This window comes from Nocardia sp. NPDC051929 (assembly GCF_044548645.1).
GTDB classification, from domain to species: Bacteria; Actinomycetota; Actinomycetes; order Mycobacteriales; family Mycobacteriaceae; genus Nocardia; species Nocardia sichangensis.
Window position 1 is genome coordinate 106,043 of sequence record NZ_JBIUCG010000022.1, and the last position, 25,224, is coordinate 131,266.

At 68.1% G+C, this 25,224-nt stretch carries 24 protein-coding genes; 9 read left to right on the forward strand and 15 right to left on the reverse strand.

The features are described 5' to 3' along the window. Positions 1 to 256: 256 nt before the first annotated feature. The 3 genes from ACIHAX_RS28070 to ACIHAX_RS28080 form a co-directional block, all read right to left on the reverse strand. Entirely contained in the window at positions 257 to 1,087 is an 831-nt protein-coding gene (locus tag ACIHAX_RS28070; protein WP_355077221.1) for a phosphatase PAP2 family protein, read from the reverse strand. 671 nt (positions 1,088 to 1,758) lie between these two features. Next, positions 1,759 to 2,103, reverse strand: coding sequence for a hypothetical protein (locus tag ACIHAX_RS28075; RefSeq protein ID WP_364432578.1), 345 nt, complete (start codon positions 2,101 to 2,103; stop codon positions 1,759 to 1,761). Beyond that, positions 2,103 to 2,579 carry a hypothetical protein gene (locus tag ACIHAX_RS28080; protein WP_397280433.1) on the reverse strand — a complete coding sequence of 159 codons (477 nt, stop codon included), beginning with the start codon at positions 2,577 to 2,579 and terminating at the stop codon, positions 2,103 to 2,105. The genes ACIHAX_RS28075 and ACIHAX_RS28080 overlap by 1 nt, the downstream gene beginning before the upstream one ends. A 49-nt stretch (positions 2,580 to 2,628) precedes the next feature. Between ACIHAX_RS28080 and ACIHAX_RS28085 the strand changes: the two genes are divergently transcribed. The 3 genes from ACIHAX_RS28085 (at position 2,629) to ACIHAX_RS28095 (ending at position 4,354) form a co-directional block, all read left to right on the forward strand. Continuing rightward, entirely contained in the window at positions 2,629 to 3,516 is an 888-nt protein-coding gene (locus ACIHAX_RS28085) for a helix-turn-helix transcriptional regulator (protein ID WP_364432584.1), read from the forward strand. Continuing rightward, complete coding sequence (locus ACIHAX_RS28090) at positions 3,513 to 3,722, forward strand: DUF397 domain-containing protein (protein WP_364432587.1); 210 nt, start codon at positions 3,513 to 3,515, stop codon at positions 3,720 to 3,722. The genes ACIHAX_RS28085 and ACIHAX_RS28090 overlap by 4 nt, the downstream gene beginning before the upstream one ends. A gap of 158 nt (positions 3,723 to 3,880) precedes the next feature. After that, positions 3,881 to 4,354, forward strand: coding sequence for an NUDIX domain-containing protein (locus ACIHAX_RS28095; RefSeq protein WP_397280435.1), 474 nt, complete (start codon positions 3,881 to 3,883; stop codon positions 4,352 to 4,354). A 290-nt stretch (positions 4,355 to 4,644) separates the two neighbouring features. On the opposite strand, the gene ACIHAX_RS28100 is transcribed toward ACIHAX_RS28095, so the two are convergent. The 7 genes from ACIHAX_RS28100 to ACIHAX_RS28130 form a co-directional block, all read right to left on the reverse strand. Further along, positions 4,645 to 7,173, reverse strand: a complete 2,529-nt coding sequence (locus ACIHAX_RS28100) for an ABC transporter permease (protein ID WP_397280437.1) — start codon at positions 7,171 to 7,173, stop codon at positions 4,645 to 4,647. A 34-nt stretch (positions 7,174 to 7,207) separates the two neighbouring features. After that, entirely contained in the window at positions 7,208 to 7,984 is a 777-nt protein-coding gene (locus ACIHAX_RS28105; protein ID WP_355077231.1) for an ABC transporter ATP-binding protein, read from the reverse strand. A 55-nt stretch (positions 7,985 to 8,039) separates the two neighbouring features. After that, positions 8,040 to 8,960 (reverse strand): hydroxymethylglutaryl-CoA lyase, encoded by a 921-nt coding sequence (locus tag ACIHAX_RS28110; RefSeq protein ID WP_397280439.1) that lies wholly within the window; start codon positions 8,958 to 8,960, stop codon positions 8,040 to 8,042. Further along, entirely contained in the window at positions 8,957 to 9,124 is a 168-nt protein-coding gene (locus tag ACIHAX_RS28115; RefSeq protein WP_397280441.1) for a hypothetical protein, read from the reverse strand. The genes ACIHAX_RS28110 and ACIHAX_RS28115 overlap by 4 nt, the downstream gene beginning before the upstream one ends. Then, positions 9,121 to 10,341 (reverse strand): CaiB/BaiF CoA transferase family protein, encoded by a 1,221-nt coding sequence (locus tag ACIHAX_RS28120; protein ID WP_379254864.1) that lies wholly within the window; start codon positions 10,339 to 10,341, stop codon positions 9,121 to 9,123. The genes ACIHAX_RS28115 and ACIHAX_RS28120 overlap by 4 nt, the downstream gene beginning before the upstream one ends. A 543-nt stretch (positions 10,342 to 10,884) precedes the next feature. Beyond that, entirely contained in the window at positions 10,885 to 11,814 is a 930-nt protein-coding gene (locus tag ACIHAX_RS28125; RefSeq protein ID WP_397280443.1) for a TauD/TfdA dioxygenase family protein, read from the reverse strand. Positions 11,815 to 12,072: 258 nt separating this feature from the next. After that, on the reverse strand, positions 12,073 to 12,843 hold the full coding sequence (locus tag ACIHAX_RS28130) for a deoxyribonuclease IV (RefSeq protein ID WP_355077239.1): 771 nt from the start codon (positions 12,841 to 12,843) through the stop codon (positions 12,073 to 12,075). A 124-nt stretch (positions 12,844 to 12,967) separates the two neighbouring features. On the opposite strand from ACIHAX_RS28130, the gene ACIHAX_RS28135 reads away from it, so the two are divergent. From ACIHAX_RS28135 to ACIHAX_RS28150, 4 genes are all read left to right on the forward strand, one after another. Beyond that, positions 12,968 to 14,098, forward strand: a complete 1,131-nt coding sequence (locus ACIHAX_RS28135; protein ID WP_397280445.1) for a protein kinase — start codon at positions 12,968 to 12,970, stop codon at positions 14,096 to 14,098. A gap of 125 nt (positions 14,099 to 14,223) precedes the next feature. Next, complete coding sequence (locus ACIHAX_RS28140) at positions 14,224 to 16,032, forward strand: protein kinase (protein ID WP_397280447.1); 1,809 nt, start codon at positions 14,224 to 14,226, stop codon at positions 16,030 to 16,032. A 3-nt stretch (positions 16,033 to 16,035) separates the two neighbouring features. Continuing rightward, on the forward strand, positions 16,036 to 17,640 hold the full coding sequence (locus tag ACIHAX_RS28145) for a serine/threonine-protein kinase (RefSeq protein WP_397280449.1): 1,605 nt from the start codon (positions 16,036 to 16,038) through the stop codon (positions 17,638 to 17,640). 33 nt (positions 17,641 to 17,673) lie between these two features. Beyond that, a complete protein-coding gene (locus ACIHAX_RS28150; RefSeq protein WP_397280451.1) occupies positions 17,674 to 18,621 on the forward strand; it encodes a MerR family transcriptional regulator in 948 nt (315 codons plus the stop codon). Here ACIHAX_RS28150 and ACIHAX_RS28155 read toward each other — a convergent pair. Together ACIHAX_RS28155 and ACIHAX_RS28160 are read right to left on the reverse strand one after the other, a co-directional pair. Next, entirely contained in the window at positions 18,606 to 19,436 is an 831-nt protein-coding gene (locus ACIHAX_RS28155) for a GNAT family N-acetyltransferase (RefSeq protein WP_355077247.1), read from the reverse strand. The two genes, ACIHAX_RS28150 and ACIHAX_RS28155, sit on opposite strands and share 16 nt — an antisense overlap. An 84-nt stretch (positions 19,437 to 19,520) precedes the next feature. Beyond that, positions 19,521 to 19,751 carry a hypothetical protein gene (locus ACIHAX_RS28160; protein ID WP_355077249.1) on the reverse strand — a complete coding sequence of 77 codons (231 nt, stop codon included), beginning with the start codon at positions 19,749 to 19,751 and terminating at the stop codon, positions 19,521 to 19,523. 349 nt (positions 19,752 to 20,100) lie between these two features. Between ACIHAX_RS28160 and ACIHAX_RS28165 the strand changes: the two genes are divergently transcribed. Then, entirely contained in the window at positions 20,101 to 20,529 is a 429-nt protein-coding gene (locus ACIHAX_RS28165) for a hypothetical protein (protein ID WP_355077250.1), read from the forward strand. A 36-nt stretch (positions 20,530 to 20,565) separates the two neighbouring features. Here ACIHAX_RS28165 and ACIHAX_RS28170 read toward each other — a convergent pair whose 3' ends face one another. Both ACIHAX_RS28170 and ACIHAX_RS28175 read right to left on the reverse strand, forming a co-directional pair. Then, positions 20,566 to 21,690 carry an acyl-CoA dehydrogenase family protein gene (locus ACIHAX_RS28170; protein WP_355077252.1) on the reverse strand — a complete coding sequence of 375 codons (1,125 nt, stop codon included), beginning with the start codon at positions 21,688 to 21,690 and terminating at the stop codon, positions 20,566 to 20,568. A 9-nt stretch (positions 21,691 to 21,699) separates the two neighbouring features. Next, positions 21,700 to 22,872, reverse strand: a complete 1,173-nt coding sequence (locus ACIHAX_RS28175) for an acyl-CoA dehydrogenase family protein (RefSeq protein WP_355077254.1) — start codon at positions 22,870 to 22,872, stop codon at positions 21,700 to 21,702. 204 nt (positions 22,873 to 23,076) lie between these two features. On the opposite strand from ACIHAX_RS28175, the gene ACIHAX_RS28180 reads away from it, so the two are divergent. Then, positions 23,077 to 23,787 (forward strand): hypothetical protein, encoded by a 711-nt coding sequence (locus ACIHAX_RS28180; RefSeq protein ID WP_355077256.1) that lies wholly within the window; start codon positions 23,077 to 23,079, stop codon positions 23,785 to 23,787. Between the two features lie 207 nt (positions 23,788 to 23,994). On the opposite strand, the gene ACIHAX_RS28185 is transcribed toward ACIHAX_RS28180, so the two are convergent. Next, a complete protein-coding gene (locus ACIHAX_RS28185; RefSeq protein WP_356967251.1) occupies positions 23,995 to 25,134 on the reverse strand; it encodes an epoxide hydrolase family protein in 1,140 nt (379 codons plus the stop codon). Between the last annotated feature and the right edge of the window lie 90 nt (positions 25,135 to 25,224).

Below are 25,224 nucleotides of genomic sequence, written 5' to 3' on the forward strand. Positions count from 1 at the left end.
ATGCCCGCGCTCATGCGGGAGACACTCGCCGCGATGAAGAGCGGCGCGGAAGCAGCGGCAACGGATCAGCCGGGGTAACCCCCGGGGAATCCTCCCAACAGGGCGAACACCTGGATGGCAAGCGAAGACAGCAGATCCGCGATGGTCATCGGTTCCATGGCAACTCCTTGTCCGGATGGGCGAACAGGACGGCTCTGCGATCGTACGCGCGACGGAGCGCTTTTCCGGTGAGCGCCGCCGGGTGCGTGATGGACTGTCAGGAGCTGGTCAGCATGGGTTTCGACGAAACGGGACCCATCACGCCCCACGCCGTGGCCGCCGCGGGCACCACGAGGGGATGCAGTACGGCGGCCACCGCGAGCAACATGACAGCGACAATGGTGTCCAGCCAGTAGTGATTGGCGGTGCCCACCACCACGAGCGTGGTCAGCGCCGGATGGGCCAACGCGAGCCAGCGCCACGGTGTGCGAGTCGCGGCGACGACGGCAACACCGAGCAGCAACGCCCAACCGACGTGCAGCGAGGGCATGGCCGCGAACTGATTGGACAGACCGCCGGAATCCGCCGCGCCGTAGACGGATTGGCCGTATCGCACGGCGAGATCGACGAAACCCTGGTCGGGCAGCATGCGCGGCGGCGCGAGCGGGATCAGGATGTGCACCGCGAGCGCGGCTCCCGTCAGCGCCGCCATGAGGTTCCTGGTCCAGCGATAGTGCTCCGGCCGGAACGTCCACAGCCACAGCAGGACTCCGACGGCCACGGTGAAATGCGCGCTGGCGTAGTAGAAGTTGGCCGGAACCGCGAGGAATTCGCGGTTCAGGAATAACGACTGCACCGTCTGCTCGTCCAGCAGGCCGAGCCGGTCTTCGAGTCCGAGCAAGCGGTGCGCGTTGACCAGGGCGCGCCCCGTGTCGTCGGCGGTGATCAGACGGCCCGCGCGATAGCCGAGGTAGAGCACCGTGATGAGAAGAAGCTGCCCGACCGCCTCGCCCCCGCGACCGCGCACGGCCGCGCGCACCCGTTCGACGACTCCGCCCGACGCGAGCTCGAGCCCGGCGCCCGGACCCCCGAAGTCCACAGCGACCATCGCGCGGCCTCCTTCCCCGTTGAATCAGGCCGTTTACCGAGAATTAAGTGGAGTGGTAACCTCCGTTTAAACTAGCACTACCGAACGGACAACTTCAGCAAGATGTGACGGGGCATACAGCCGCCCGTCACCAATTCGAGTTTGCTTGCAAGACAGGCGATCTCGCGATTTTCGCTACCCATCGACCGCACCGCCGAGCACGCCAGAAGCATGGCTGACGACCTGGCGCGGCCACCGGCTCCAGCCGTTCCAGGCGCGATCCGCGCTTGCCTCCACCGGTGGGCGAATGTGGCCGCAGAGGGCTGAGCTTTCGCCGACATCAATCCGGCCGGATCCACGGCCTCTCATTCCGCCGGTGTGAATCCGGTACAACCCGCCCTGCGGCCACCAGCACACCCCAGGCGGCGCGTTTGCGGGCACACCCGTGTTCGCGGTGCCACTGCATGGCGACATGAGCTTCGGCAACCGTGAAGGGCTCCGGCGGTGCCGTGCAGGTCCATTCCGCAGGCCACCGGAACGCCACCCGCTTCGCGGCGTCCGGGAGGCGGCGACGCCCATCGGAGCGTCCCGGCGAACCGGTCGGCCACAGACAGGCCAACGCGAGCGCCACACACGATCCGCCGCCGACAGTCGCGGCGGCACTGCACACCAGATCCCACACACTCAAGGCATCACGCCCCTTCGAGCGGCGGCACGACCTCCCGTCCTGGCGGTAGCAAGGACTGATTCAGCATGTCCAACACGTGCCGCAACGTTCGCGGCGCCACACCGACCTCGGTCGAGGCGCGAACATCGTCCATCGGAGGGAACGGGATGTTCCTCTCGGCGGCACGCTCACGCGGACTGAGCGTTTGCGGCACGATCCGGCCACGCACGACAAGCGTGTAATACGCCAGACGTTTCCATGCGCACCGGTCGATGCGGCATGCCCGATGCCGCCGCATGATCCGATGAGCGATTTCCACGTCCACGTCACCGCAGATCAGCGGTGGCTCGACAACGGTCTCGACCCCCATCACGCCCCCTCGCCGGACACGAGCCTGGACGAGCGCGTCCATGTGCCCTGCGGGCTGACGGTCTCGAGATCGAATCCCCTGTCGCAGATCAAGGCCGGTCGATCATCCACATGCCCCAGCTCGAACACGACGATCACATCGACACCGAGCCCTGCGGCGAGGCCGAGCACGTACTCGATCGGACTGTCCACATCGACCGGTGGACGAACGGTGTACACGTAATGGTGCCCCAGTCCGAGAGCATGCCGCCACACCTCGGCGGCATGACGTGGGGCATGGATGCCGGACAGGTCATTCCGAATGAATCCCAATGATTTCGGCCTGCCCGCGATGGGCGGCTCGATTGCGTTCGCGTAGGTCATTGATTCCCCTCGAAGCTGGTCGGAGTACTGGAAGCACACCACCGCCTGAGCAGGCTGCCGCTGTCTAACAGAAAATTTCAGCAATTCGGCCCAAATCCCCTGGATCACCGCCAAACTGAGAGTGAAAGGCGATCGAACTGATAATGCCTACCAGGGGGTCGGAATGGGGAAGCAAGGCACAAGCGCGTCGCTGCCGCGCCGACAGATGGGTCGCTACCTGCGTGAATCGCGCGAGGAGCAGAACCTGACGCAGGGACAGGTAGCCACCATCATGGATTGGAGTGTGAGTACCCAGTCCAGGCTGGAGCGGGGAGATGTCGGCCGGCTGCGCGCACGTGACATCGAATTGCTCTGCCAGAATTTAGGTCTGGATCACGAGAAGAGCGCCGCGATGGTCGGCCTGTTCAAGCAGGGAGCCGAGAAGAGCTGGTGGCACAGCTTCGGCGATCTCATTCCGGAGACGTTCAATGTCTACATCGGCCTGGAAGCCAGTGCTCGCCAGATCGAGATCTTCCGACCCGACATCATTCCCGGGCTGTTGCAGACCAACGACTACGCGGCGACGCTCGACCGGATCTACTTTCCGAAAGACTCCGAGGAAGAACGCCGACGCCGCATCGAACTGAAGACTAAGCGTCAAGCGATCATCACACGCAAGGCGAACCCGGCGACAATCGACGTCATTCTCGGCGAAGCCGTCCTGCACGCGGTCGTCGGCAATCCCAAGATCATGTCCGCGCAACATCGTCACCTTGCGGAGCTGAGCACGTGCCCGAACGTCACGATTCGAGTTCTTCCGTTCGGTGCGGGCTTTCCGGTCGGCGGACCCGTCGGACCATTTTCGATCCTCGACTACGGCCTCGACGCCGCAGGTGGCGTCGCGGAACCGACAGTTGTCTACGTTGAGGGCTTCACTGGTGCGATGTACTTTGAGGGAGAGTCGGATCTTCGGCGGTATCGCGAGGCCCTCACGATCATTCGACATACCGCGCTGGACGCAGTCGCGAGCAGGAGGCTGCTTCGGCAAAGAATGAAGGAGTACTTGGCGTGAACATCGACCTATCCGGAGCCGAGTGGTTCAAGAGCACCCGTAGCTCGATGGGCCAAGATTGCGTTGAGGTCGCCTTCTTGGAGCAGGGCATGGTGGGGGTTCGTGACAGCAAGAACCCCAACGGTCCCGCCCTGGTGTTCGCTCCGGGCCAGTGGGATACGTTCACCAATGCCGTTCGACTCGACGGTTCCACCGGCGCAGCCTGAGCCCACAGCAGTTCCCGCGAGGACACGCCGCAGTCACGTGCGGCGCACAATGATTGTGCGCCGGTTGTCGCAGCACCGGATATTCGAGTCGTTCGCCGACCAGTTCGAACAGATCTGGGGCACCATCACCCCGTACTCAACTACGCAAGGATTCGCCAATGGGCTCACGGCGTGACTACTACCGAGATCCGAACGCACCACGGCCGAACTCGCTGAAGCCGGGAGCGTCCGCGTTGGTGACCGACGAGCACGGGCGCGTGCTGATGCAACGCCGTGGCGACTCGGGTAACTGGTCTCTACCCGGCGGAAACATGGAAGTAGGCGAGACCCTTGAGGATTGCGCGGTTCGGGAGACCCGCGAAGAGACCGGGCTAGACATAGAGATCACTGGTTTGCTCGGTATATACACCGACCCTGAGCACGTGATCGAACACGCGGACGGAGAGGTCCGGCAAGAGTTCGCAGTGGTCTACTTCGGCAGGGTGACCGGTGGGGAAATCTCCGTATCCGATGAATCGACTTCTGTCGAGTTCCTACGACTCGAAGAACTCGAGACGCTGCCCGTGCACGAGACTGTCCGGCTCCGGTTGCAACACCACGCCGAACAGCGCACGAGTCCGTATCTTGGTTGAGCGAGATAGCTTTCTACGGCCGAGCGTTCGACGTCCTGGCGAAACACGCCGCAACCCGGGAAGGGGCGGCGGCGGTTGCAGAAGATCACGAAACGGAATCGCCGATATCAGCCGCGAAACTCTGCGCCAGATCCTCGAGGCCGAGGGGGCTTACTCCAGGTCAGTGGGACACGTTCACCGATGCCGTTCGGCTCGACGGGTCCACCCGTCGAGCCTGAGTCCGCAAAAGCTCACGTGAGAACCTGCCGCAGCCCGTGCGGCGCACAATGATTGTGCGCCGCACGGACCTGTCAGAGATCGGCGATCGCGGCCAGTGGTGGTGTGCGCGCCGCCCGCACCGCAGGCCACAGCGCGGCCAGTACTCCGACGACCGCCGAGCTGACCAGTACCAAGACCAGCTGGCTCCACGGGATCGCGATCTGGTCGAGACCCAAATCCCTTAGCGTGCGCAGGAATCCGACGCCGAGTCCCAGGCCGAGCACCATGCCGACGATCGCGCCGAACACCGCTATCAGCATCGACTCCAGATAGATCGTCCGGCGCACCTGGGCGCGCTGCATGCCGACCGCGCGGAGCATGCCGATCTCCCGGCGGCGCTCCACCACCGACAGCGCCAAAGTATTGACGATGCCCAGGATCGCGATCACCACCGCCAAGGCGAGCAGTCCGTAGAGAATGGCCAGCAGGGTGTTGATCTGCTTGCCCTGCGCTCCCTTGAATTCCTCCCGGTCCTGCACCTGCACCACGACGAATTGCTCGGTGGCCTTCTCCAGGTCGGCGCGCATCGCGCTGGTATTCGCGCCCGGTTGCGCCTTGATCAGCACGAGGAAGTTGGTCCGGAAGTTGAGCGGGACCACCTCGTCGTAGACCGTCTGCGACACCACCATCGGGCCGAGCAGCGGGTTCTTCTTGTACACACCGGTGACGGTGAGCGGCACCTTCTTGCCGTCGACGCTGGTCGGGGTCACCTCTTCGCCGACTTTCCAGCCGCGGTCGTTCGCTTCGTCCTCGGACACGAGCATGTCCCTGGCGCCGAGAGTGTCGCTGCCGCGCACGATCTCGTAGTTCAGCACACCGGTCAGCGGACCGTCCGGTGAGGACGCGAACACCTGATCGCCGCCGAGCTTGAACGCGGCCCCCCGCATTCCGACCACCTGCGCCACGTTCGGCACCTTCGTCCGGGCGGCGTCGGCGGCACCGAACGGCACCCCGAGCAATTGCGGGCCCGCCAGCACGTAGTCGGCCCGCACGCCCTTGTCGACCAGCACGCCGACGCTCTCCTTCGCCGAAGCGCCCAGCATGCCGATCGCCGAGACGAGCATCAGACCCAGCGTGAGCGCGAAGGCCGTCGCGGCGGTGCGGCGCGGATTGCGCGACGCGTTGTTGCGCGCCATGCGACCGATCGGCCCGAACGGGCGCACCAGCACCCCGAGCCCGCCGACCAGCGGTCGCGACAACGCGGGCGCGGCCAGCAGCACCGCGAAGATCAACCCGAGCGCGCCGACGCCGACCGTCGCGGCCGCCGTGCCACCGGTGCGCTGCGCGCCCAGCACGACGAGGACCGCCCCGAGCACCGCGAGCACCGCGCCGAAGATCGTGCGCAGGCGCAGCGACTCCCCGATGGACGCGAATTCCTCGCGCATGGCCTGCACGGGCGGGATGCGCGAGGCGCGGCGCGCGGGCGCGTAGGCGCTGACCATCGTCACCGCGAGGCCGACCAGCAGCCCGACCACGACGGTGCGCGGCCGCACCGCCATCGATCCGGTCGGCAAGCCGAGATCGAAGGCGTTGAGCACCGCCGACAATCCGAACGCCAGCGCGACGCCGCCCACGAGGCCGACCACACTGCCGATCAACCCGATGACGAACGCCTCCGCCACCACCGACGTGCCGACCTGCTGCCTGCTCGCGCCGACCGCGCGCAGCAGCGCGAGCTCCCGCAGGCGTTGCGCGACGATCATCGAGAACGTGTTGTAGATGATGAACGTGCCGACGATCAGCGCGATCGCGCCGAAGGCGAGCAGGAAGTAGTTGATGAAGTTGAGCGCGTTGGAGATTTCCTTCTTCAGGTCGGCACGCACCTGATCGCTGTTCTGCACTTTGTAGCCGGGCAGTGCCTTGGCGAGGTTGTCGCGCAACTCGTCGCCGGGAATGCCGGTGGCCGCCAAGTCGACGTAGGCGACGTGCAGGCCGTCGGTGAACAGCTTGCGCGCCTGCGTGTCGTCGAACAGCACGCCGATGAAACCACCCGTGTCGGAGGGAAGCTCGTAGATGCCGGTCAGGGTCACGTCGATCGGATCGGCCTGGGAGGGGATGAGGATCTTGGTGCGGTCACCGATCTTCAGTCCGGCCCGGTCGGCCCCGCCGGTGTTGAGCGCGATCTCGCCGGGCCGGGCGGGCGGGACGCCTTGCAGGAACTTCTCCGGCTCCGCGACGGCCTTTTCCGGCGGCAGGTACGACTTGCCGAACGTCGGCGCCCCGCCGGTCTGCACGGCCTTCTTGCCGGTCGGATCGAGCAGCACCACCGGTCCGTTCACGCTCGGCGCGACCGTGCGGACGCCGGGGTACTTCCCCAGCTCGTCCACCACATTGTTCGGAACGCCTTGCGCCTGACGTTCTTTCGGGCTGACCCGAACGTCGACGCCCTTCGCCTCGTTGGCGAAGATTCCGTCGAAAGTGCTCTGCAGGGTGTCGGTGAACACGAACGAACCCGCGATGAACGCGGTGCCGAGCACCACTGACAAGAGGGTCAGCGCGAGCCGCACCTTGTGCGCGGCGAGATTGCGCAGCGCGACCTTGCGCATCGGACTTCCAGCCATTACGCCCGCCCCCGAATCTTCCGCGAACGCCCGGTCACGCCTGCTCCAACGCTTTCATCCGGTCGAGCACGGTGTCGGCGGTCGGATCGCGCATTTCGTCGACGATGCGTCCGTCGGCGAGGAACACCACCCGGTCGGCGAACCCGGCCGCGTGCGGTTCGTGGGTGACGATGACGACCGTCTGCCCGAACTCGTCCACCGCCGCGCGCAGGATCGACAACACCTCCTCCGAGGAGCGCGAGTCCAGGTTGCCGGTCGGTTCGTCGCCGAAGATTATGTCCGGCTTACCCACGAGCGCGCGGGCGCAGGCCACCCGCTGCTGCTGTCCGCCGGACAACTCGCTGGGGCGGTGGGTCAGCCGACCGACCAACCCGAGCCGCCGCACCACCGTCTCCAGCCATTCGCGATCGGGTGTTCGCCCCGCGATGTCCAGCGGCAATGTGATGTTCTCCAGCGCCGTCAACGTCGGCACCAGGTTGAACGCCTGGAAGACGAAACCGATGCGGTCGCGGCGCAAGCGCGTCATCTGCTTGTCGGACAGCGAGGTCAGGTCGGTGTCACCGATGCGGACGGCGCCCGAGCTGGCACTGTCCAGTCCGGCCAGACAGTGCATGAGCGTCGACTTGCCCGACCCGGAGGGACCCATGATCGCGGTGAACTCGCCCTTCGCGAACTCGGCCGACACCCCGTCCAATGCCCTGACCTGGGTGTCGCCCGATCCGTAGACCTTGGTCAGTTCGATAGCGTGGGCCGCGACATCGGTCGATGCCGCCAGGTCGGCGGTGTCGGCGCCCAAGGCTTGCGAAGTCATGCCGTCCAGTCTTACCGGCATCGCCGCCGCACGCCATCAGGGAACACCCTGTGTTTCAGGCCTCACCTACGACCCACTCGAAGGCGGACGCTTTGGATCGGGCGCCTTCGAGGGTGCGGGAGCGGTTGGGTTCGCCGAGTTCGGACAGCAGGTCCTCCGACAGGTTGACCAGGGCGGCCAGGGCGGTTGGGGTGAACCAGTCCGGCCTGGTGGCGAACAGGATGTCCTCGGAGGCGGTGTTTCCGCTGGCACCCGGCGCGAAGGGGCAGCCGCCGAGGCCGCCGAGCGCGCCGTCGACCATGTCCGCGCCGGCCGCGACCGCGGCGAGGGTGTTGGCCACGCCCATGCCCCAGGTGTCGTGACCGTGGAAGACGACGCGCCGGGGAGGCGTCCGGTTCCGCACCGCCGCGACCAGCGCGGACACCTCACCGGGGTGGGCCTGTCCGAGCGTGTCGGCCAGGACGATGTCGTCCGCGCCCTCGGTGCGCGGGTCGCGGGCGATGGCCAGTACCCGTTCCGGGTCGACCGGGCCGTCGAACGGGCAGGTGAACGCCGTCGCCAAGCAGAGCTGGATCGACCCGTCCACCTCACGGGCCAGGCGCACCGCGTCCGGCATGGCGGCGACGCTGGCCTCGGTGTCGCGTCCGATGTTCGCCCGATTGTGCGCGTCGGAGACCGAGAAGCAGTACTGGAAATTCCGCACTCCCGCCGCGGCGGCCTTCTCCACATGGCGCGGCGTCGCCACCCATACCCAGCAGCGGCGCAGTTCCTCCGGCGTCAACGCGGCGACCAGCTCCATGGTGTTCGCCATCGGCGCGACCAGGTCCGGGCGCGCCATCGAGCCGATCTCCAGCGCAGGCACCCCCAGCGCGAGCAGGCGGCGCACGATGTCCACCTTGCGCTGCACCGGCAACAGCTTGCCGGTCAGCTGCAGTCCGTCGCGCAACGTGACATCGCGCAACAAAGGCGCGATCATCGCTGCTCCCGCGCCCGGTGGTGGCCGCACATCACGCCGCCCCATGGCTTCTCGCCCGCCCCGGTCGGATTCGGCTGCACGGTGGGCCTGCTGGTGCCCGGCGTGCGCGGTTCCCTCGCGTCGCGCCCCTTCGGACGCCTCCGGTCGTGTGGCCGCGTGCTCATCGCGCCTCCAACGCATCGATCTCGGCTTCGCTCATGCCGAGCAGGCCGGACAGCACCTCTCGGGTGTGCTCACCCAAGTCGGGTCCGACGCTGCGGATGGGCAAGGACTGTTCGCCGATCACCGGGACGATGCCGGGGAAGCCGACAGCCTTGGGCTCCGGCGCGCCGACGTCCACGGTGAAGGACTGGATCATGTTGCGCGCCCGGTACTGCTCGTCGGCCACGATGTCGGCCGCGGTGTAGATCGGGCCACACGGAATAGCGGCGGCGTCCAGCAGCTTCAGCGCCTCGTCGCGGGTGTGTCGAACCGTCCACTCCCCGATCGCCGCGTCCAGCCGCTCGCGATTGCGCCAACGGCCCGCGTTGTCCTGCAGGTCCGGATCGGCGGCCAGGTCCGGCCGATCGATGACCGCCATGTAGCGCTGGAAGATGGCGTCGCCGTTGCCGCCGATGATGATGCTGGTGCCGTCCGCGCACGGGTAGGCGTTGCTCGGCGCGATGCCCTCCATCCGGCCGCCGACGCGTTCGCGCTGGATGCCGTAGGCGAGATAGTCCGGCACCAGCGATTCCATCACCGACAGGATCGCCTCGTTCAAGGCCACGTCGATCACGCGCTCCCGCAACGGGACCGGCGTGTCCGACTCGGCGCGGCGCTCGCGCTGGAACAGCGCCATCACGGTGCCGAACGCGGCGTAGATACCCGCGATGGAGTCGCCGATCGAGACGCCGGTGCGCACGGGTGGGCGGTCCGGATCGCCCACCAATTCGCGCAGTCCGCCGATCGCCTCGGCCACCGCCGCGAAACCGGGACGCTCCGACAGCGGGCCGGTCTGCCCGTAAGCGGAGATCCGGGTGATCACCAGATCCGGATTCGCCTCGTTCAGCACCTCCGGCCCGAGACCCCACTTCTCCAGCATGCCGGGCCGGAAATTCTCCAGCAGCACGTCACAGCGCCGGATCAGGTCGAGGACGATCCCGCGCCCCGCCTCGGTGCGCAGATCCAGCGTGATCGACTTCTTGTTCCGGTTGATCGTCCGGTAGAGCATCGAGGTGTCGCCGCCGTAGAGCCGCCAGTTGCGCAGCTCGTCGCCCGCTTTCGGGCGTTCCACCTTGATCACCTCGGCACCGAAGTCGCCGAGGATGCGCCCGGCGGTCGGCGCGGCGATGTAATTGCCGAGCTCCAGGACGCGCACCCCGTCCAGCGGCCGAATACTCATGGCAACCAGTATGGGCTGTGTTCGATTTGCAGCGCCTGCGGCGCTGCGTGTTCGCGGCCCCGGGGAGTCTCGCGGCCGAGCGACCGAGACTCGCGACTGCGTCGCATGCGCTTCGGTCGCTCGGCTGTGTTCGATTTGCAGCGCCTGCGGCGCTGCGTGTTCACGGCCCCGAGAAGTCTCGCGCCCGAGCGACCGAGACTCGCGACTGCGTCGCATGCACTTCGGTCACTCGGCCGCGAGACGGGCCGCGAACGGCGCTCGTAAGACTCGCACCCGGCGGGGCTGGGTCGGTTCGGTTCAGTCGTCTCCAAGTTGTTGAGGCGACCTAGGTGTACCTAGGGCGCCGGGGCAATACTCGTGTACTCCTAAGACCGCCTGGCCAGTCGACCGAAGCCGCGGTTCGCAGTCAGGTCACTTACGGCATTTCGTAGCCCGACCTGCATATATGGCAGGCCGGGCTCCTCGGCGAGGGCTCACAGCGACCCGAAGACACCGCATGGCCCCTCAACAGCCGGAGGCCCGGCAACCATGCGGGGTCCGCGTTCAGGACGCGAGCAGCTGGGTGTCCTCGACGATCGAGTAGTGCTCGGCGTTGCCCGCGATGATGGTGCTCGTCGAGCCGTCGACGCCGACCGGGACATCGCCGGCCAGGGTGATGCGGGTCAGTTTGCGTGGCTGGTCGTCGTAGTCGTCGATGGCGTAGTGCTGGGTGGCGCGGTTGTCCCAGATGGCGACGTCGCCCGGCTCCCAGTTCCAGCGGGCGGTGTTCTCCAGGCGGGTCACCCGGTCCTGGAACAGCCGGAACAGCGCGTGCGACTCCGTGCTGGACAACCCGACGAAATGCTTGACGAAATGGCCGAGCAGCAACGCCCGCTCCCCGGTCTCGGGGTGCACGCGCACCACCGGGTGCTCGGTCTCGTAGTAGGTGGACTCGAACTCGGCGCGGTAGGCGGCCGTGTTGGGACGCGGCGTCTCCTCGGCGCGGGCGTAGTCGTAGACGTTGGTGTGCACGGCGCGCAGGGATTCGGCGAGCCGCTTGAGCGGCTCCGGCAGCGACTCGTAGGCCGCGACGGTGGACGCCCAGGTGGTCGCGCCGCCGTAGGACGGCAGGCGCACCGCGCGCAGGATGGACGCCTTCGGGACGCGGTCGACGAAGGTGACGTCGGTGTGCCAGCTGTTGGCGCGGCCGTGCTCGGAATCGATCGCCAGGCTCTTCACACCATGCGAGGTGACCGTCGGGTGCGGGGTGGTCGGCGAGCCGAGCAGCTGGGCGAACTCGTACTGCCCGTCCTCGGTGAGGTGGTCCTGACCGCGGAAGAAGATGACCTTGTGCTCCAGCAGCGCGCGACGGATCACGTCGATGGTGGCCGGATCCAGGTCTCCGCCGAGCCGGACGTTGTCGATCCGCGCGCCGATACGAGCGCCGAGCCTGGTCACCGAGGCTGTGGATGGGGTGGCGGGTGCGACCGTCATGAGATCACCTTCGCTGTCGAGATCGGTTACTGCTCCGGAGAGCAGACCACCCAAACGACCCCCCTGACCAGGGTTTTCGTCGCACTGATCGCAAACGGCGCGCAAGCACCACCACTTCGGCCCACCGAGCGCGAGCCCGAACCGGACACCGCCCAGCTCCATTCCGTTCTGCCGGGCGCTGCCCAAACATCGTCGGGACGACCGAGCTGACCCAGCCCCGCCGGGTGCGAGTCTTACGAGCGCCGCAGGCGCTGCAAATCAGACACAGTGCTCGCGCAAGTACGCCAAGTCCTCCGCCAGGCCGTCCGCTGGAGTCTCCAGCACGACCGGCGCGTCCGCCGTGCGGCACACCTCGGCGAGCAATTGCGGGTCGATGGTGCCGTCGGCGAAGTTGGCGTGCCGGTCGGCGCCGGAGTCGAATTCGTCGCGCGAGGAGTTCAAGTGGACCAGGTCGATCCGGCCGGTGATCGCCTTGATCCGGTCGACGACGCCGATCAGCTCCTCGCCGCCCGCCCAGGCGTGGCAGGTGTCCAGGCAGAATCCGGCGCCGTACTCGCCGACCGCGTCCCACAGCCGGGCGATGGAATCGAAATGCCTGGCCATGGCGTGATTGCCGCCCGCGGTGTTCTCGATCAGGATCGGCACCGCGAAGCCGCCTTTGTCCTGCTGACGCTCGAACAGTTTGCGCCAGTTGTCGATTCCGGTCTCCAACTCGGCGTCGGAACGCACATGCCCGCCGTGCACCACCAGACCGAACGCGCCGAGTTCGGCGGCCGCCTTCGCCTGCTGGGCCACCGCGTTGCGCGAGGGCATGCGCAGGCGGTTGTTCAGGCTGGCGACGTTGATCTGATAGGAGGAGTGGACCACGACCTCGATCGGGCTGGCGAGAATCTCCTCGGTCCGCGGATGCGGGGTGGGTTTGTCCCAGCTCTGCGGATCGACCACGAACATCTGGATGACGTCGGCGCCGAGTTTCTCCCCGAAGCCGATCGGGTCGCTGTCGAGCCGGACGTGTGCTCCAATGCGCATGCGGGTCACAGTACTGGCTGCTACCGACGACAATCGAGGTTGCGCCGCGAGGTGTTGCATCCCGATGGCTCATCGAGATACATGGGTAGTGTCCGCGCGCTCGACTCGACAAGGGGGTGTACAGGTGTTGCAGACCGGCGAGATCTTCGCGGGCTACGTCATCAAACGCGTCCTCGGCCATGGCGGCATGGGCACGGTGTACCTGGCCCAGCATCCTCGGCTGCCCCGCCTGACGGCGTTGAAGCTGCTCAAACGCGAACTGTACGCCGACACCGACATCCGCCGCCGCTTCGAACGCGAGGCCGATCTGGTGGCACGGCTCGATCACCCGAACATCGTCACGGTGTTCGATCGAGGCGCCGAGGACCGGCAGCTGTGGATCTCGATGCAGTACGTGCCCGGCGCGGACGCCTCCTGCGCGGACGTCGACGTGCTCGCTCCGTGGCGCGCGGTGCAGATCGCGGCCGACACCGCCGCGGCGCTGGATTTCGCGCACGCGAACCAGGTGCTGCACCGCGATGTGAAACCGGCCAACATCCTGCTGGCCAAGGCGCCGATAGGTCAACCGGAACGGGTGCTGCTCACCGATTTCGGGATCGCGGGCATCCGCGGCGCGGAGAGCACGATCGGCTCGTCCGGCACGATCACCGCGACACTCGCCTTCGGCGCCCCGGAACAGCTGATCGGCAGGCCGCTGGACGACCGCGCCGATCAGTATTCGCTGGCGTGCACGCTGTTCTGGATGCTCACGGGGGCGCCGCCGTATCCCGGCGCCAACCCGGCGGCGGTGGTGAACAGCCATCTGTACGCACCGATCCCGGTGCTCAGCCGCGCACGTCCCGGTTTGCCGCCCGCGCTGGATCCGGTGCTGGCTCGTGCGATGGCCAAGCGGCCAGAGGATCGTTTCAACAGTTGCGCCGAGTTCGCCGCCGCCGCGAAATCCGCGCTGGCCGAACAGCGGGCCGGGCATCGGACGGCGCCGCACGGCATTCATCCCGACGGGTATCCGACCGCGCCGACGTACCACGCGTCCGCGCCGCAGCACCGACCGAGGCCGCGGGAAACCCCTCGACCGTCCCCGAGTTTCCTGCCGCCGCGCCGCCCGGCGCATCCCGGCCTGATCGAGTTGCCGAACTTGCCCATGCGCCCGGGCTCGGCGGTGCGACCGCACCAGCAACCTCCGGACGCTCGGCCTCCGCCGGGCGGTCCGACGCATGTCGATCGCCCGCGCCGCACCACGCTCGACGAGCGATAGGTGAGGCGCGACTACTGCTATGGTTTCGATGTTTTCCGTGGTCGGGCCCATCTCCGGCCACGCGTTCTTTTGCTGTACGCCTGTTCGCCGGTGGGTCCCGGCGGGCGGCGGGAAGTGGAGCAGTCATGCTGGCCAGCGGTGACGTTTTCGCCGGCTATGTCATCGAGCGGCAACTGGGCCGCGGTGGCATGGGCTCGGTATATCTGGCGAAACATCCGCGGCTGCCGCGGATGACCGCGCTGAAGCTGCTGAATCGGGAGATGTTCTTCGACAAGGAGGTGCGGGCGCGGTTCGAACGGGAGGCGGATCTGGTCGCCCAGCTCGATCACCCGAACATCGTCACGGTTTACGACCGCGGGCTCGAGGACGAGCAGCTGTGGATTTCGATGCAGTACGTCGACGGCATCGACGCCGCATCGGTGGAGCCGAAGTCGCTGCCGCCCGTACGCGCGGTGCAGATCATCAAGGAGACCGCCGACGCGCTGGACTACGCGCACGGCAACGGGGTGCTGCACCGCGACGTGAAACCAGCCAACATCCTGCTGGCCCGCTCCGGCGCCGGTCGCGGTGAGCGGGTGTATCTCACCGACTTCGGCATCGCGCGGCTGCGCGACGACACCGGCCACCTCACCCAGACCGGCACCTTCACGGCAACGCTGGCCTACGCCTCGCCCGAGCAGCTCACCGGCGCGTCGCTCGACCACCGTTCCGATCAGTATTCGCTGGCCTGCTCGCTGTTCTGGTTGTTCACCGGCACCGGCCCGTTCTCCGCGACGAACCCCGCCGCGGTCATCCAAGGGCATCTGCAGGGCACGCCGCCCGCGCTGAGCGGCGTCCGGCCGGGCCTGCCCTTCGCGCTGGACGGCGTGCTGGCCAAGGCGATGGCCAAGCGACCCGACGACAGGTACGGCAGTTGCGCGGAATTCGCCGCGGCCGCCAAGCAGGCGCTGACCGGTTCCAGCGTGCCGTCGATGCCGGTGGTGGGCGGTCCCCGCCCGGCCACCGGGCCGCAGCACCCCACGGCGGGGCCGCGCCCGACCACCGGGCCGCAGATCCCCACCACGGGATCGCCGTATCCGGCCGCGCAAGGTCACTACGTGAGCGGTCCGGGACACCAGGTGCACACCCCGCAAACCAGCGGGCCGAACGCGCTCGCCTCGGCGTCGCCCGCGACTCCGCCACCCACGCCGGTGGTGAACTCACGGCCGCACACCGGTCCCGCGCCCCAGCCGACGGCCGCCAACCCGTATCCCCAGCAGCAGGCCGGGTTTTCCACCTTCGCCCCGCCGCACGGCGCGCACGTGCACCACTCGGCCGCGCCGCCGCGCAAGAAGAACACCGGCCTGATCATCGGCCTGGTGGTGGGCGTGGTCGTGTTGATCGTGGTGGTGCTCGGCATCATCGGCGCCGTCTCCGATTCGGGCTCGAGCAACGCGGGCACGACGACCACATCGGCGGTGAAGCCGAATCTCGTCGACGCGACCCCGGAGTCGGTCAGCGCGGAGTTCCCCCGGATGGTGCCCGCCTCCAAGTCCGAGGAGGTCGGATACAACGGCGCCGAATGCTGGCTGGCCTCGCCGAGCTCGCCGCCGTCGCCGTCCAAGGGCGAACCGGACTTCGGTGACTGGGCCGCGCAGTGGCGCTGCTTCAAGGGCGGCAACAACGAGGATCCGTACTACCGGATCTACGTCTACAAAGCCCCCGCCGATGTGCAGGCGGTGCTGAAGGGCCTGCCCTCGTCGGCCGCCAAGTCCACCGACACCAACGGCGGAAAGTCCTACACCAATTACAAGTACGTCGACGACGGCGCCAAGATGGTCACCGCGTTCACCGGCGATCCCGATCGGACCCAGTACCTCATGTACACCGACGGCTTCTCCCACACCACCGTCGACGAGCTGCTGCGCTGGTGGCGCTCGGCTCCGCTGAACTGACCGATGCACCACACCGGCGAAGTCTTCGCGGGGTACACCATCGAACGCCTGCTCGGCCGCGGCGGGATGGGATCGGTGTACCTGGCCCGGCATCCGCGGCTGCCCCGGTTGACGGCGATGAAGCTGTTGAACCCGGACCTGTTCGACGACACCGAGTCCCGCACCCGCTTCGAGCGGGAGGCGGACCTCGTCGCACGGCTGGATCACCCGAACATCGTCACGGTGTTCGATCGCGGCGTCGAGGGCGACCAGCCGTGGATCTGCATGCGCTACATCGACGGCACCGACGCCGCGGCGCTGGACGCGTGGACGCTGCCGCCGCCACGGGCGGTGCAGATCATCGCCGAAACGGCCAAAGCGCTGGACTTCGCGCACAGCCGCGGCGTGCTGCACCGCGACGTGAAACCGGCGAACATTCTGCTGGAGCGCGTCGAGGGAGACCAGGAACGGGTCTTCCTCTCCGACTTCGGCATCGCCCGATTCCGGGACGACACCGGACGGCTCACCCAGACCGGCACCTTCACCGCCACCCTCGCCTACGCCGCGCCGGAGCAATTGTCCGGTGCGCCGCTGGATCACCGCGCCGACCAGTATTCGCTGGCCTGCACGCTGTTCCGGTTGCTGACCGGCACGGTGCCGTTCGACGCCACCAATCCGGTCGCGGTGATCCAGGGGCATCTCAACGCACCGCCGCCCGCGATCAGCAGGCTGCGGCCCGGATTGCCGGTGGCGCTGGACGGCGTGCTCGCCAAGGCGATGGCCAAGCACGCGGCCGATCGCTTCGACTCGTGCGGCGAATTCGCCGCCGCCGCGTGGCAAGCGCTGACCGCGCCCGCGGCGTGGCCCGCACCGAGTCATCCTCCGCTGCACGCGGAACCACCGCTCCCGAGCGCGGGCGGGGGCCTTCGTCCGCAGCGGCGTCCCGGACGGAGAGCGCGACTGGAGGCCGTGATAGGTCTGGTGCTGGCGCTGGGCCTGGCCGCTGCGCTCGCCGCGCCATCGTTCCACGACACCTCATCCGGCTCCGCCGCATCGACCACCACGGTGGCCACGCGGAACACCGACGCCACCACGCCGCCGACCGCCCAGCGCCCGACGACGAGCGTCTCGGCCACCGCGGACCGTGCCGCCATCGGCGCCCGCGCGGCCGAGCTGAGCGCCGCGTTCCCGGACATGCTTCCGGAGACCTCCGCCCAGCGCCTGGTCCACTCCGGAACCGGGTACAACAAGGCGGGCTGTTTCGCCCACGCACCGGATTCCGCGACGACGCGCGACCACGAGGATCCGGATTTCGGCCCCTGGCTGGTGATGTGGAGCTGCTTCGGCGGGCCGAACAAGGCGTCTTTCGACTTCTACCTCTATGGCTCCCCGGCCGACGCGCAGGCCGCGCTAGCGGCGTTACCGGCCAACGACCGCGCGACCGCCACCAACAACGGCGGGCACAGCTACACGAATTACACCCTGCGCGACAGCCGGAACCTGCGGCCGCGAATGGTCACCGCCTTTTCCGCGGACCCGGGACGGGCCGCCATGCTGATGTACAGCGCCGGATTCATCGCCACCGAAGCCGAGTTCATGAATTGGTGGAAATCCGCGCCGCTGAATTGAGTTTCCCCCAGGGGGAGACGCGAGGGTAGGCACATGGACGACACCCGCTTCACCATCGGCGCCGTTGCCGACCGCACCGGCCTCAGCGTCAAGACGATCCGGTTCTACGCCGACAAGGGCGTCGTCCTGCCCACCGAAATCAGCCCCTCCGGCTACCGCCTCTACGACGTCCGCGCGCTGGCGGAACTGGATCTGGTGCGGACGCTGCGCGCTCTCGGACTCGACCTGGCCACCGTCCGGCGCGTGCTCACCCACGAGCTCGCGCTGTCCGAGGTCGCCGCGGCGCACGCCGACGCACTCGACACCCAGATCCGGATCCTGCGTCAGCGACGAGCGGTTCTGCGCGCGGTGGCCGGGCAGGGCTCGACCCCACAGGAGTTGGATCTCATGCACAAGCTCGTCACCTTGTCGGCTGCCGAACGTCATCGACTGATAGAGGATTTCGTTGAGGCGACCTTCGGCGGACTCGACGCCAATCCGGAACTCACCGAGTTGCTGCGCACCGCGCTGCCGGACCTGCCCGACGATCCCGCACCCGAGCAGGTGGCCGCGTGGGTGGAACTGGCGGAACTTACCGCCGACACGGACTTTCGGGCGGCGATCCGGCGGATGGCCGAGTACCAGGCGCGCGAACGCGCCGAGGGCGATGCGACGGGTCTGCACCACGCACTCACCGAGGCCGTGCGCGACCGGGTCGAGGCGGCCATGGCGGCGGGTGTCACGCCCGGCTCTCCCGCGGCAGCCGAGGTGGTCGCCGACCTCGCCGCGCGTTACGCGGCCACGTTCGGCAGGCCCGACGATCGCGCGCTGCGCGAGTGGATGCTGGAACGCCTCGCGGTGGCCGATGACGAACGCGTGGAGCGGTACTGGCGGTTGCTCGCGGTGATCAACGGCTGGGCCGCGCCGCCGAGCCTGACGCCGGTGTTCGCCTGGTTCACCGCCGCCCTGCGGGGCGTCCTGGCGGGCTACTCGAAGACATAGTGCGCGAATTCGTGGGTCGGGTGGAAGCCGATCGCCCGGTAGATCCGGTTGGCCGTGGTGTTGTCGGTGTCGGCGAAGAGGCAGACCTCCAGGTTCTGGGCTCGCAGCTGCTTCGCGACGTGCGCGGTCACCGCGCTGGCGTACCCGTGTCCGCGGGCGTCCGGCGGGGTGTAGACCGGCCCGATCCGCGACCAGCCCTGGATCGGGATCTGATGCGCGGCAAGACTGACCGGTTGCCCGTCGCGTTCCCACAGCCACCACCGGCCCGCTTCGACGCGGCGCCGGATCGCGGCCTCGTCCAGTCCGGCCGCCATGCCGGACTCCGCGCGCATGGCCGCGAGCCAGTCCCCGCACAGGGCGACATCGGATTCCAGGGCGCGGCGTGGCGCTCCGGCTACGTCCGGGATCCGCAGCGCGCCGAGCCGGTGCAGCCGGGTGCGGTACGACTGCTGAAAATCTCTCCCCAGCAGTCCACACCAGTGCTGGGCGAAATCGGTCGCGTCCGCGACGACGCCCTCGACGCCCGCGCTTTCGGGGACGACCTCGGCCAGCGCGCGAGCCACCGCCGGAATGCCGTCGGGCGGTAGCGCGCCGAGATACACGTCGCGACCGGACACGCGCATGGCGGCGCCTACCACCGCCGCATCCTCGCCGTGGACGGTAAGAAATCGCGATGGCTCAGCCGGGGCATCCATGCCCGTGACATGGTTGGCGACGCTCGTGGTGAGCACGGTGTGCCGCAGCGGATCGCGGAGCAGGAACGCCCCCGCGACCGAGCGGAACTCGGCGGCGTCGGTGGTGATCTCGATCCTCATACAGATCACGGTAGGCGCCTGAGATCTTGCGCGCCTTCGTTTCTCACGCCCGTCGCCGGGCCTGCGGGCGGCCGACCGGCCGGTTTACGGTCCGTCCGCTTCGCCGCCACCCGCGCGGAGTTTGAGCAGAACCAGTCCCGCGGTGCAGGCGAGAATGAGTCCGGCGACGGTGATTTCGACGTGCAGTCCGGCGATGCCGAGCACCGCCCCGACGAGTCCGCCGATGAAGATCAGCCAGGCGAGCGTCCGCGACACGATCGTGGACAGCGAGCGGCCCTGCTGGTTCGACGCGGGATGCTGTGCCGTTGCCGACACGGCATCTTCTGCGGCGCGGGACGAACCACGCCGCGACGCTGTCGAGTAAGCTCCCATCATCTACTCCTCGATGACGCCGGTCAGAGAACCACAATCACGTTCTCACACAACGTGTCTCTCATCCTTAAACCGGCGTCTCACGCGTAACTTTGCTCACACACGCTACGACTCCGGGACGCCGGAAGATAGCGACACGTGCCCACGACACGCCGAAGAGACCAATTCGATATCTGAATCAGAACTGTTTTAAATGCGCCGTCCGGCGCATACCCAGCGACCACTCGCCTCGCCGGACCGACCGGCCTCGAGTAAGGTGAGTCCACTCGATACACACCGAGGAGCGTCACCGTTGGAAAGCAGCAGGGCCAAGATCGCCGGTCCGGCGATCGCCGTAGGAGCGGTTTCCATCGGGCTCGTCCTGATCGGCGCCTGTGGCGTCGGTAAGCACGACACCTACGTGCCGCCCCCGCCGCTCAAGGCAGGCGAGTACGCCGAACCCGTTGTCCACGAGAACACCACCGGCTCGACGACCCCCAAGGTCGTCATCCCGCCGTCGCCCAGCTGGCGGATCGCACCGGCCGACCAGCGGCACCCCACCCCATTTTCGGGCTTCATGAGCAGCACCACCGCTGAGCCGTCCCCGGGAAATCCGCACGACGACCCCACGCAGGCGGCGCCCCCCGAGGAGCCGAGGCCGACGGCCGCGCGAGCGCCGGCGAGCGACTCGACGGACGAAGCGCCCACCCAACTGCGGACGACGCCGCGAGACGACGAATGACGCGGTGGTGCGCGAAACGCACCACCGCGGCACTCCTTACAGTTCGGGCAACTCGTAGTCGCCGACCCGCGAGCTGAGCACCCGCAGATGCTCGAGGCCGCTACCGAGAGTGCGCTCGATCGCGGTCAGCCGGGCCACGTAATGGCTCACCGGGTACTCCGCGGTGACGCCGATGCCACCGTGCATCTGGATCGCCTCCTGCCCGATGTGACGTGCCGCGCGGCCGACCTGCAGCCGTGCGCGCGACGCGATCACCGGATCGTCGGCCCCGTCCGCCAGCGACGCCGTGGCGTACAGGCTCATGCTGCGCGCCAGTTCCAGCGAGACGTACATGTTGGCCGCTCGCTGTGTGAGCGTCTGGAACTTCGACAGCGTGACACCGAACTGCTTGCGCTGCTTGAGGTAGTCGGTGGTCAGTCGCAGCGCCTCTTCCATCGCGCCGACCGACTCCGCGCACAGGCTCGCCTGCGCGTGGGTCAGCACCGACTCGATGGCCTCGGTCGCGTCCGCCGCGCCGAGCCGCTCGGCGGGCGCGTCGGTCAGCTCGACCTGCGCGCCGCGCTGGCCGTCCACCGTGCGGTAGGACTTGCGGACCACACCCGTCGCGTCCGGCGCAACCAGGAACAGACCGACGCCACCCTCGGGCAGCGCGGCGCTGACCACGAGTTCGTCGGCGCTGTCGCCGTGCGCGACGGGGTTCTTCACGCCGGTCAGCGTGTACGAATCGCCCTGCGCCGTGGCGGTGGTCGCCAGTTCCGCGGCCGGCCAGCGCACCCCGGGCTCGGCATGGGCGAAGGCCAGCAGCTTCGCACCCGAGGCCACCTCGGGCAGGATCCGCTGCCGCTGTTCGGCGCTGCCCGCCGCGGCGACCAGGCCACCGGGCACCAGCACCGCGTCCAGGATCGGTTCCGGCGCGAGCCTGCGGCCCACCTCCTCGAGCACGACCATGGTCTCCACCGGACCGGCGCCGACGCCGCCGTCCTCCTCGGTGAAACTCAGGCCGAGCACGCCCAGTTCGGCGAGCTGACGCCACACGTCGCGGCTCCAGCCCAGTTCGGAGTCCACCACCTTCAGACGTGATTCGGCGTCGTAGTTGCGCGCGAGCAGGTCACGGACCGTGTCGCGGAGCATGACCTGTTCATCGGTGAGATCGAAATCCATGGTTGCGCCTCACAATCCGAGGATCGTGGAGGCGATGATGGTGCGCTGCACCTCGCTGGAGCCTCCGTAGATGGTTGTCTTGCGGTAGTTCAGGTAGGAGGGGCCGCTGCGCTGCGCCCAGCCGGGCGAGGCGATGTCGTCCGCGCCCACCGGGATGGCGTCCGGTCCGGCGATGTCCAGCAGCAGCTCGGTGGCGGCCTGCTGGAGTTCCGAACCGCGCAGCTTCAGCACCGAAGAGGCCGGATTCGGCTTGCCGTCGGAGGAGTTGGAGACCACCCGCAACTGGGTGAGTTCCAGCGCGAGCAGCTCGTTCTCCAGTTCGGCGATCCGCGCCGCGAACACCGGGTCCTCCAGCAGCGTGCCGTTGCCCGACTTGATCTTCGCCGCGTACTGCTTCGCCACGCCGATCTTGACCTTGGTGCGGCCGACGCCGGTGATTCCGGTGCGCTCGTTGCCGAGCAGGAACTTCGCGTAGGTCCAGCCCATGTTCTCCGCGCCGACCAGCTGATCGGCGGGTACCCGGACGTTCTCGAAGAAGACCTCGTTCACTTCGTACCCGCCGTCGATCAGCTTGATCGGGCGGATGGTGACACCGGGCGACTTCACGTCGAACAGCAGGAAGGAGATGCCCGCCTGCTTCTTCGCCGCGCTCGGGTCGGTGCGCACCAGGCAGAAGATCCAGTCCGCGTACTGGGCCAGCGTGGTCCAGATCTTCTGGCCGTTGACGATGTAGGAATCACCGTCGCGAACCGCCGTCGTGCGCAGCGACGCCAGGTCGGAGCCCGCGTCCGGCTCGGAGAAGCCCTGGCACCACCAGATGTCCAGTGCCGCGGTGGGCGGCAGGAAACGCTCCTTCAGCTCCTGCGAGCCGAAGTGGGCGATCACCGGGCCGACCATCTGCGCGTTGAACGTCAGCGGCTCCGGCACCGAGGCCAGCTGCATCTCGTCCTGCCAGATGTGGCGCTGCATCGGCGTCCAATCCTTGCCGCCCCACTCCACGGGCCAATTGGGCACCGCGAGGCCGTGGTCGTTGAGGATCTTGTGCGCGGTGACGATGTCATCTCGGGTCAGCTCACGGCCGTCCCGGACGCGCTCGCGAATGTCGGCCGGGATCTCGGTCCGATAGAACTTGCGCAGTTCGTCGCGGAAGGCGACGTCGTCTGGGGACAAGGATAGTTTCATACGCATCTCCCTGCGTGTCTCGTACGTCCGCGTCCAAACTACCCCCCGGTAATCCTCGCCTGTCGACTGGATCACAGGTGCGGGACTCCCTCGCCGTTCGCGGCGTCGGATTCCGCACCGCTCCCCGGGACGGCGACCGTCGCGAGCTGGTACGTTGCTGCAGGTGGGCCGGGGGCCCACAGGGTTCGGTATCGAGGAGAACGAGTGAACGGCAGGACCATCGCACGCGCCGCGGCCGCCGCGGCATCCCTCGGCATCGGCGCGGTTCTCACCTTCTCCGCGCCCGCCACCGCCGAGCAGACCCAGGCGCCGGTGGACACCGGCCTGGCGCATCTGACCGACATCGCGGGGGCCGACCCGTCCGCACAGGAGGGCATCGCCGCGCTCACGCGCTACGCGGGCTTGATCGACGCCGCGCACCTGCGCGAGGTCTCCAGTGTGTTCACCCCGTTCTCCTACGCCGCGCCCACCTTCGGCTGCGGCAGCAACGGCCCGATCACCACGATCATCGCCGCCGCGACGACCGAGGGGACCGGCAACGGCCGTGACCTGAACGTGGAGCCCGGCGAGCTGCGGTTCAGCGCGACTCCTTCGCACTCCGGCGCTCCCCTGGCCTCCGGGCTCGTGGTCGCCTGGGTGAACGTGAACACCGGCGCCAGCGGCATCGACCCGCTCGACGACGTGACCGAGTACCGCCAGCCCACGCTGTCCAAGACGGTCCGCAGCGGTCCCGGCACGGTGCTCGCTTCGATGTGGGGCATCATCGACTACCCGTTCGCCCACTGTGTGATGACTCCCACCGTGGGACTTTTCACGGTGCCGGACAACCCGCCCCCGCCGCCTTCGGCTCCTGCGCCCAACCCCGCCCCTGCTCAGCCCGCGCCGAGCGGCTCCGGCGGCGAACCCACCCCGTAGCAACGTTTCGTCGCTGTCGGCCGACCGTCGTGTCCGGCCCCGACCGTCCCAGGCCCGGCCGCTCGATGCGACCGCGCCGTCGCGTCGGTAATCGAACGGCCAGGATGGCCCGATCCGCCGCATGGACTCCCGCCACCCGTCGAGCAACCGGGCACCGGCTGCTCCACGCATCGCCGAACCGACCGCGTGCCGGGCAGGTGCCTCTCCCTATCGGACGGCGGCGAAGAACGCGCGGATGTCGGCGACGTGCGCGTCCGGGCGTTCCATCGCGATGAAGTGGTTGCCCGTGTTGCCCTCCGGCCAGTGCACGATGGTGTTGTCGCGCTCGGCGAGCCGCCGCATCAGCGCGGAGCCGCCGCCGTACGTGCCGGTCGGCACCGCTTTCTGTCCCTTCGGCCAGGTGAACCCGCCGTCGCCGAGGCCGTTGTACATCGGCCAGGACGACGAGGCCGCCGTGCCGGTGAACCAGTACAGGCTGACGTTGGTCAGCAGCTGATCGCGGCTGATCACGTCCTCCACCCGGTCGGCGAGCGGGGCGAACTCGGTGAACTTCTGCATCAGCCAGGCGAGCAGGCCCACCGGTGAATCGGTCCACGCGTGGGCGAAGGTCTGCGGGGCGGGGCGCAGCAGGACGTGATGGTCCACGCCGCCGGTCATCCACTGCTGCATGAGGTCCCACTCGGCACGTTCGTCCGGCGTCATGGTGGGCACGTCCGCTTCGGTGGGCATCCCGATCCCGCCGTCGAGGTGCACGCCGATCACCCGGTCCGGCGCGGCGATGGCGAGTTCCGGCGCGACGTAGGCGCCGAGATCGCCACCCTGTGCGCCGAAGCGCCGGTAGCCGAGCCGATCCAGCAGGGTCAGCCACATCCCGGCCACTTTCGCCGGTGTCATGCCTGGCTCGCGCGGCCCGTCGGAGAAGCCGAAGCCCGGCACCGAGGGCACCACGACGTGGAAGGCCTGCGCGGGATCGAGTCCGTGCGCACGCGGATCGGCGAGCGGGCCGATGGTCCCCGCGAATTCGGCGAACGAGTTCGGCCAGCCATGGGTGAGGATCAGCGGCGTCGCGTCCGGTTCCGGCGAACGCACATGCAGGAAGTGCACGTCCAGCCCCTCGATGCGCGTCTTGAACTGCGGGAACTCGTTCAGCGCCGCTTCCTGTGCCCGCCAGTCGAATCCGGTCCGCCAGTACTCGGCCAGCTCGCGCAGATAGTCGACCGGCACGCCGCGATCCCAGCCCGTGCCCGGCAGCTGGGCGGCCCAACGGGTGCGAGCGAGCCGATCGTGCAGGTCGTCCAGGTCGGACTGCGGAATCTCGATGCGGAACGGGCGAATGGCGGTGGTCATCGGTACGCCTCCTCGGCGGTCGGTGCTGCGGTACAGCGATGACGTTAAGCAGCATCTAGGACCGAACATGTCCTAGATTTCCGGCATCAT

Bases quoted from the DNA above. Each gene is read 5' to 3' on its own strand.
- ACIHAX_RS28125 (WP_397280443.1), bottom strand. From the start codon at position 11,814: ATGACGGTCGCACCCGCCACCCCATCCACAGCCTCGGTGACCAGGCTC.
- ACIHAX_RS28150 (WP_397280451.1), top strand. From the start codon at position 17,674: ATGGACGACACCCGCTTCACCATCGGCGCCGTTGCCGACCGCACCGGC.
- ACIHAX_RS28115 (WP_397280441.1), bottom strand. From the start codon at position 9,124: ATGAGCACGCGGCCACACGACCGGAGGCGTCCGAAGGGGCGCGACGCG.
- ACIHAX_RS28155 (WP_355077247.1), bottom strand. From the start codon at position 19,436: ATGAGGATCGAGATCACCACCGACGCCGCCGAGTTCCGCTCGGTCGCG.
- ACIHAX_RS28110 (WP_397280439.1), bottom strand. From the start codon at position 8,960: ATGATCGCGCCTTTGTTGCGCGATGTCACGTTGCGCGACGGACTGCAG.
- ACIHAX_RS28095 (WP_397280435.1), top strand. From the start codon at position 3,881: ATGGGCTCACGGCGTGACTACTACCGAGATCCGAACGCACCACGGCCG.
- ACIHAX_RS28105 (WP_355077231.1), bottom strand. From the start codon at position 7,984: ATGACTTCGCAAGCCTTGGGCGCCGACACCGCCGACCTGGCGGCATCG.
- ACIHAX_RS28085 (WP_364432584.1), top strand. From the start codon at position 2,629: ATGGGGAAGCAAGGCACAAGCGCGTCGCTGCCGCGCCGACAGATGGGT.
- ACIHAX_RS28170 (WP_355077252.1), bottom strand. From the start codon at position 21,690: ATGGATTTCGATCTCACCGATGAACAGGTCATGCTCCGCGACACGGTC.
- ACIHAX_RS28140 (WP_397280447.1), top strand. From the start codon at position 14,224: ATGCTGGCCAGCGGTGACGTTTTCGCCGGCTATGTCATCGAGCGGCAA.
- ACIHAX_RS28175 (WP_355077254.1), bottom strand. From the start codon at position 22,872: ATGAAACTATCCTTGTCCCCAGACGACGTCGCCTTCCGCGACGAACTG.
- ACIHAX_RS28145 (WP_397280449.1), top strand. From the start codon at position 16,036: ATGCACCACACCGGCGAAGTCTTCGCGGGGTACACCATCGAACGCCTG.
- ACIHAX_RS28185 (WP_356967251.1), bottom strand. From the start codon at position 25,134: ATGACCACCGCCATTCGCCCGTTCCGCATCGAGATTCCGCAGTCCGAC.
- ACIHAX_RS28120 (WP_379254864.1), bottom strand. From the start codon at position 10,341: ATGAGTATTCGGCCGCTGGACGGGGTGCGCGTCCTGGAGCTCGGCAAT.
- ACIHAX_RS28100 (WP_397280437.1), bottom strand. From the start codon at position 7,173: ATGGCTGGAAGTCCGATGCGCAAGGTCGCGCTGCGCAATCTCGCCGCG.
- ACIHAX_RS28075 (WP_364432578.1), bottom strand. From the start codon at position 2,103: ATGGGGGTCGAGACCGTTGTCGAGCCACCGCTGATCTGCGGTGACGTG.
- ACIHAX_RS28130 (WP_355077239.1), bottom strand. From the start codon at position 12,843: ATGCGCATTGGAGCACACGTCCGGCTCGACAGCGACCCGATCGGCTTC.
- ACIHAX_RS28070 (WP_355077221.1), bottom strand. From the start codon at position 1,087: ATGGTCGCTGTGGACTTCGGGGGTCCGGGCGCCGGGCTCGAGCTCGCG.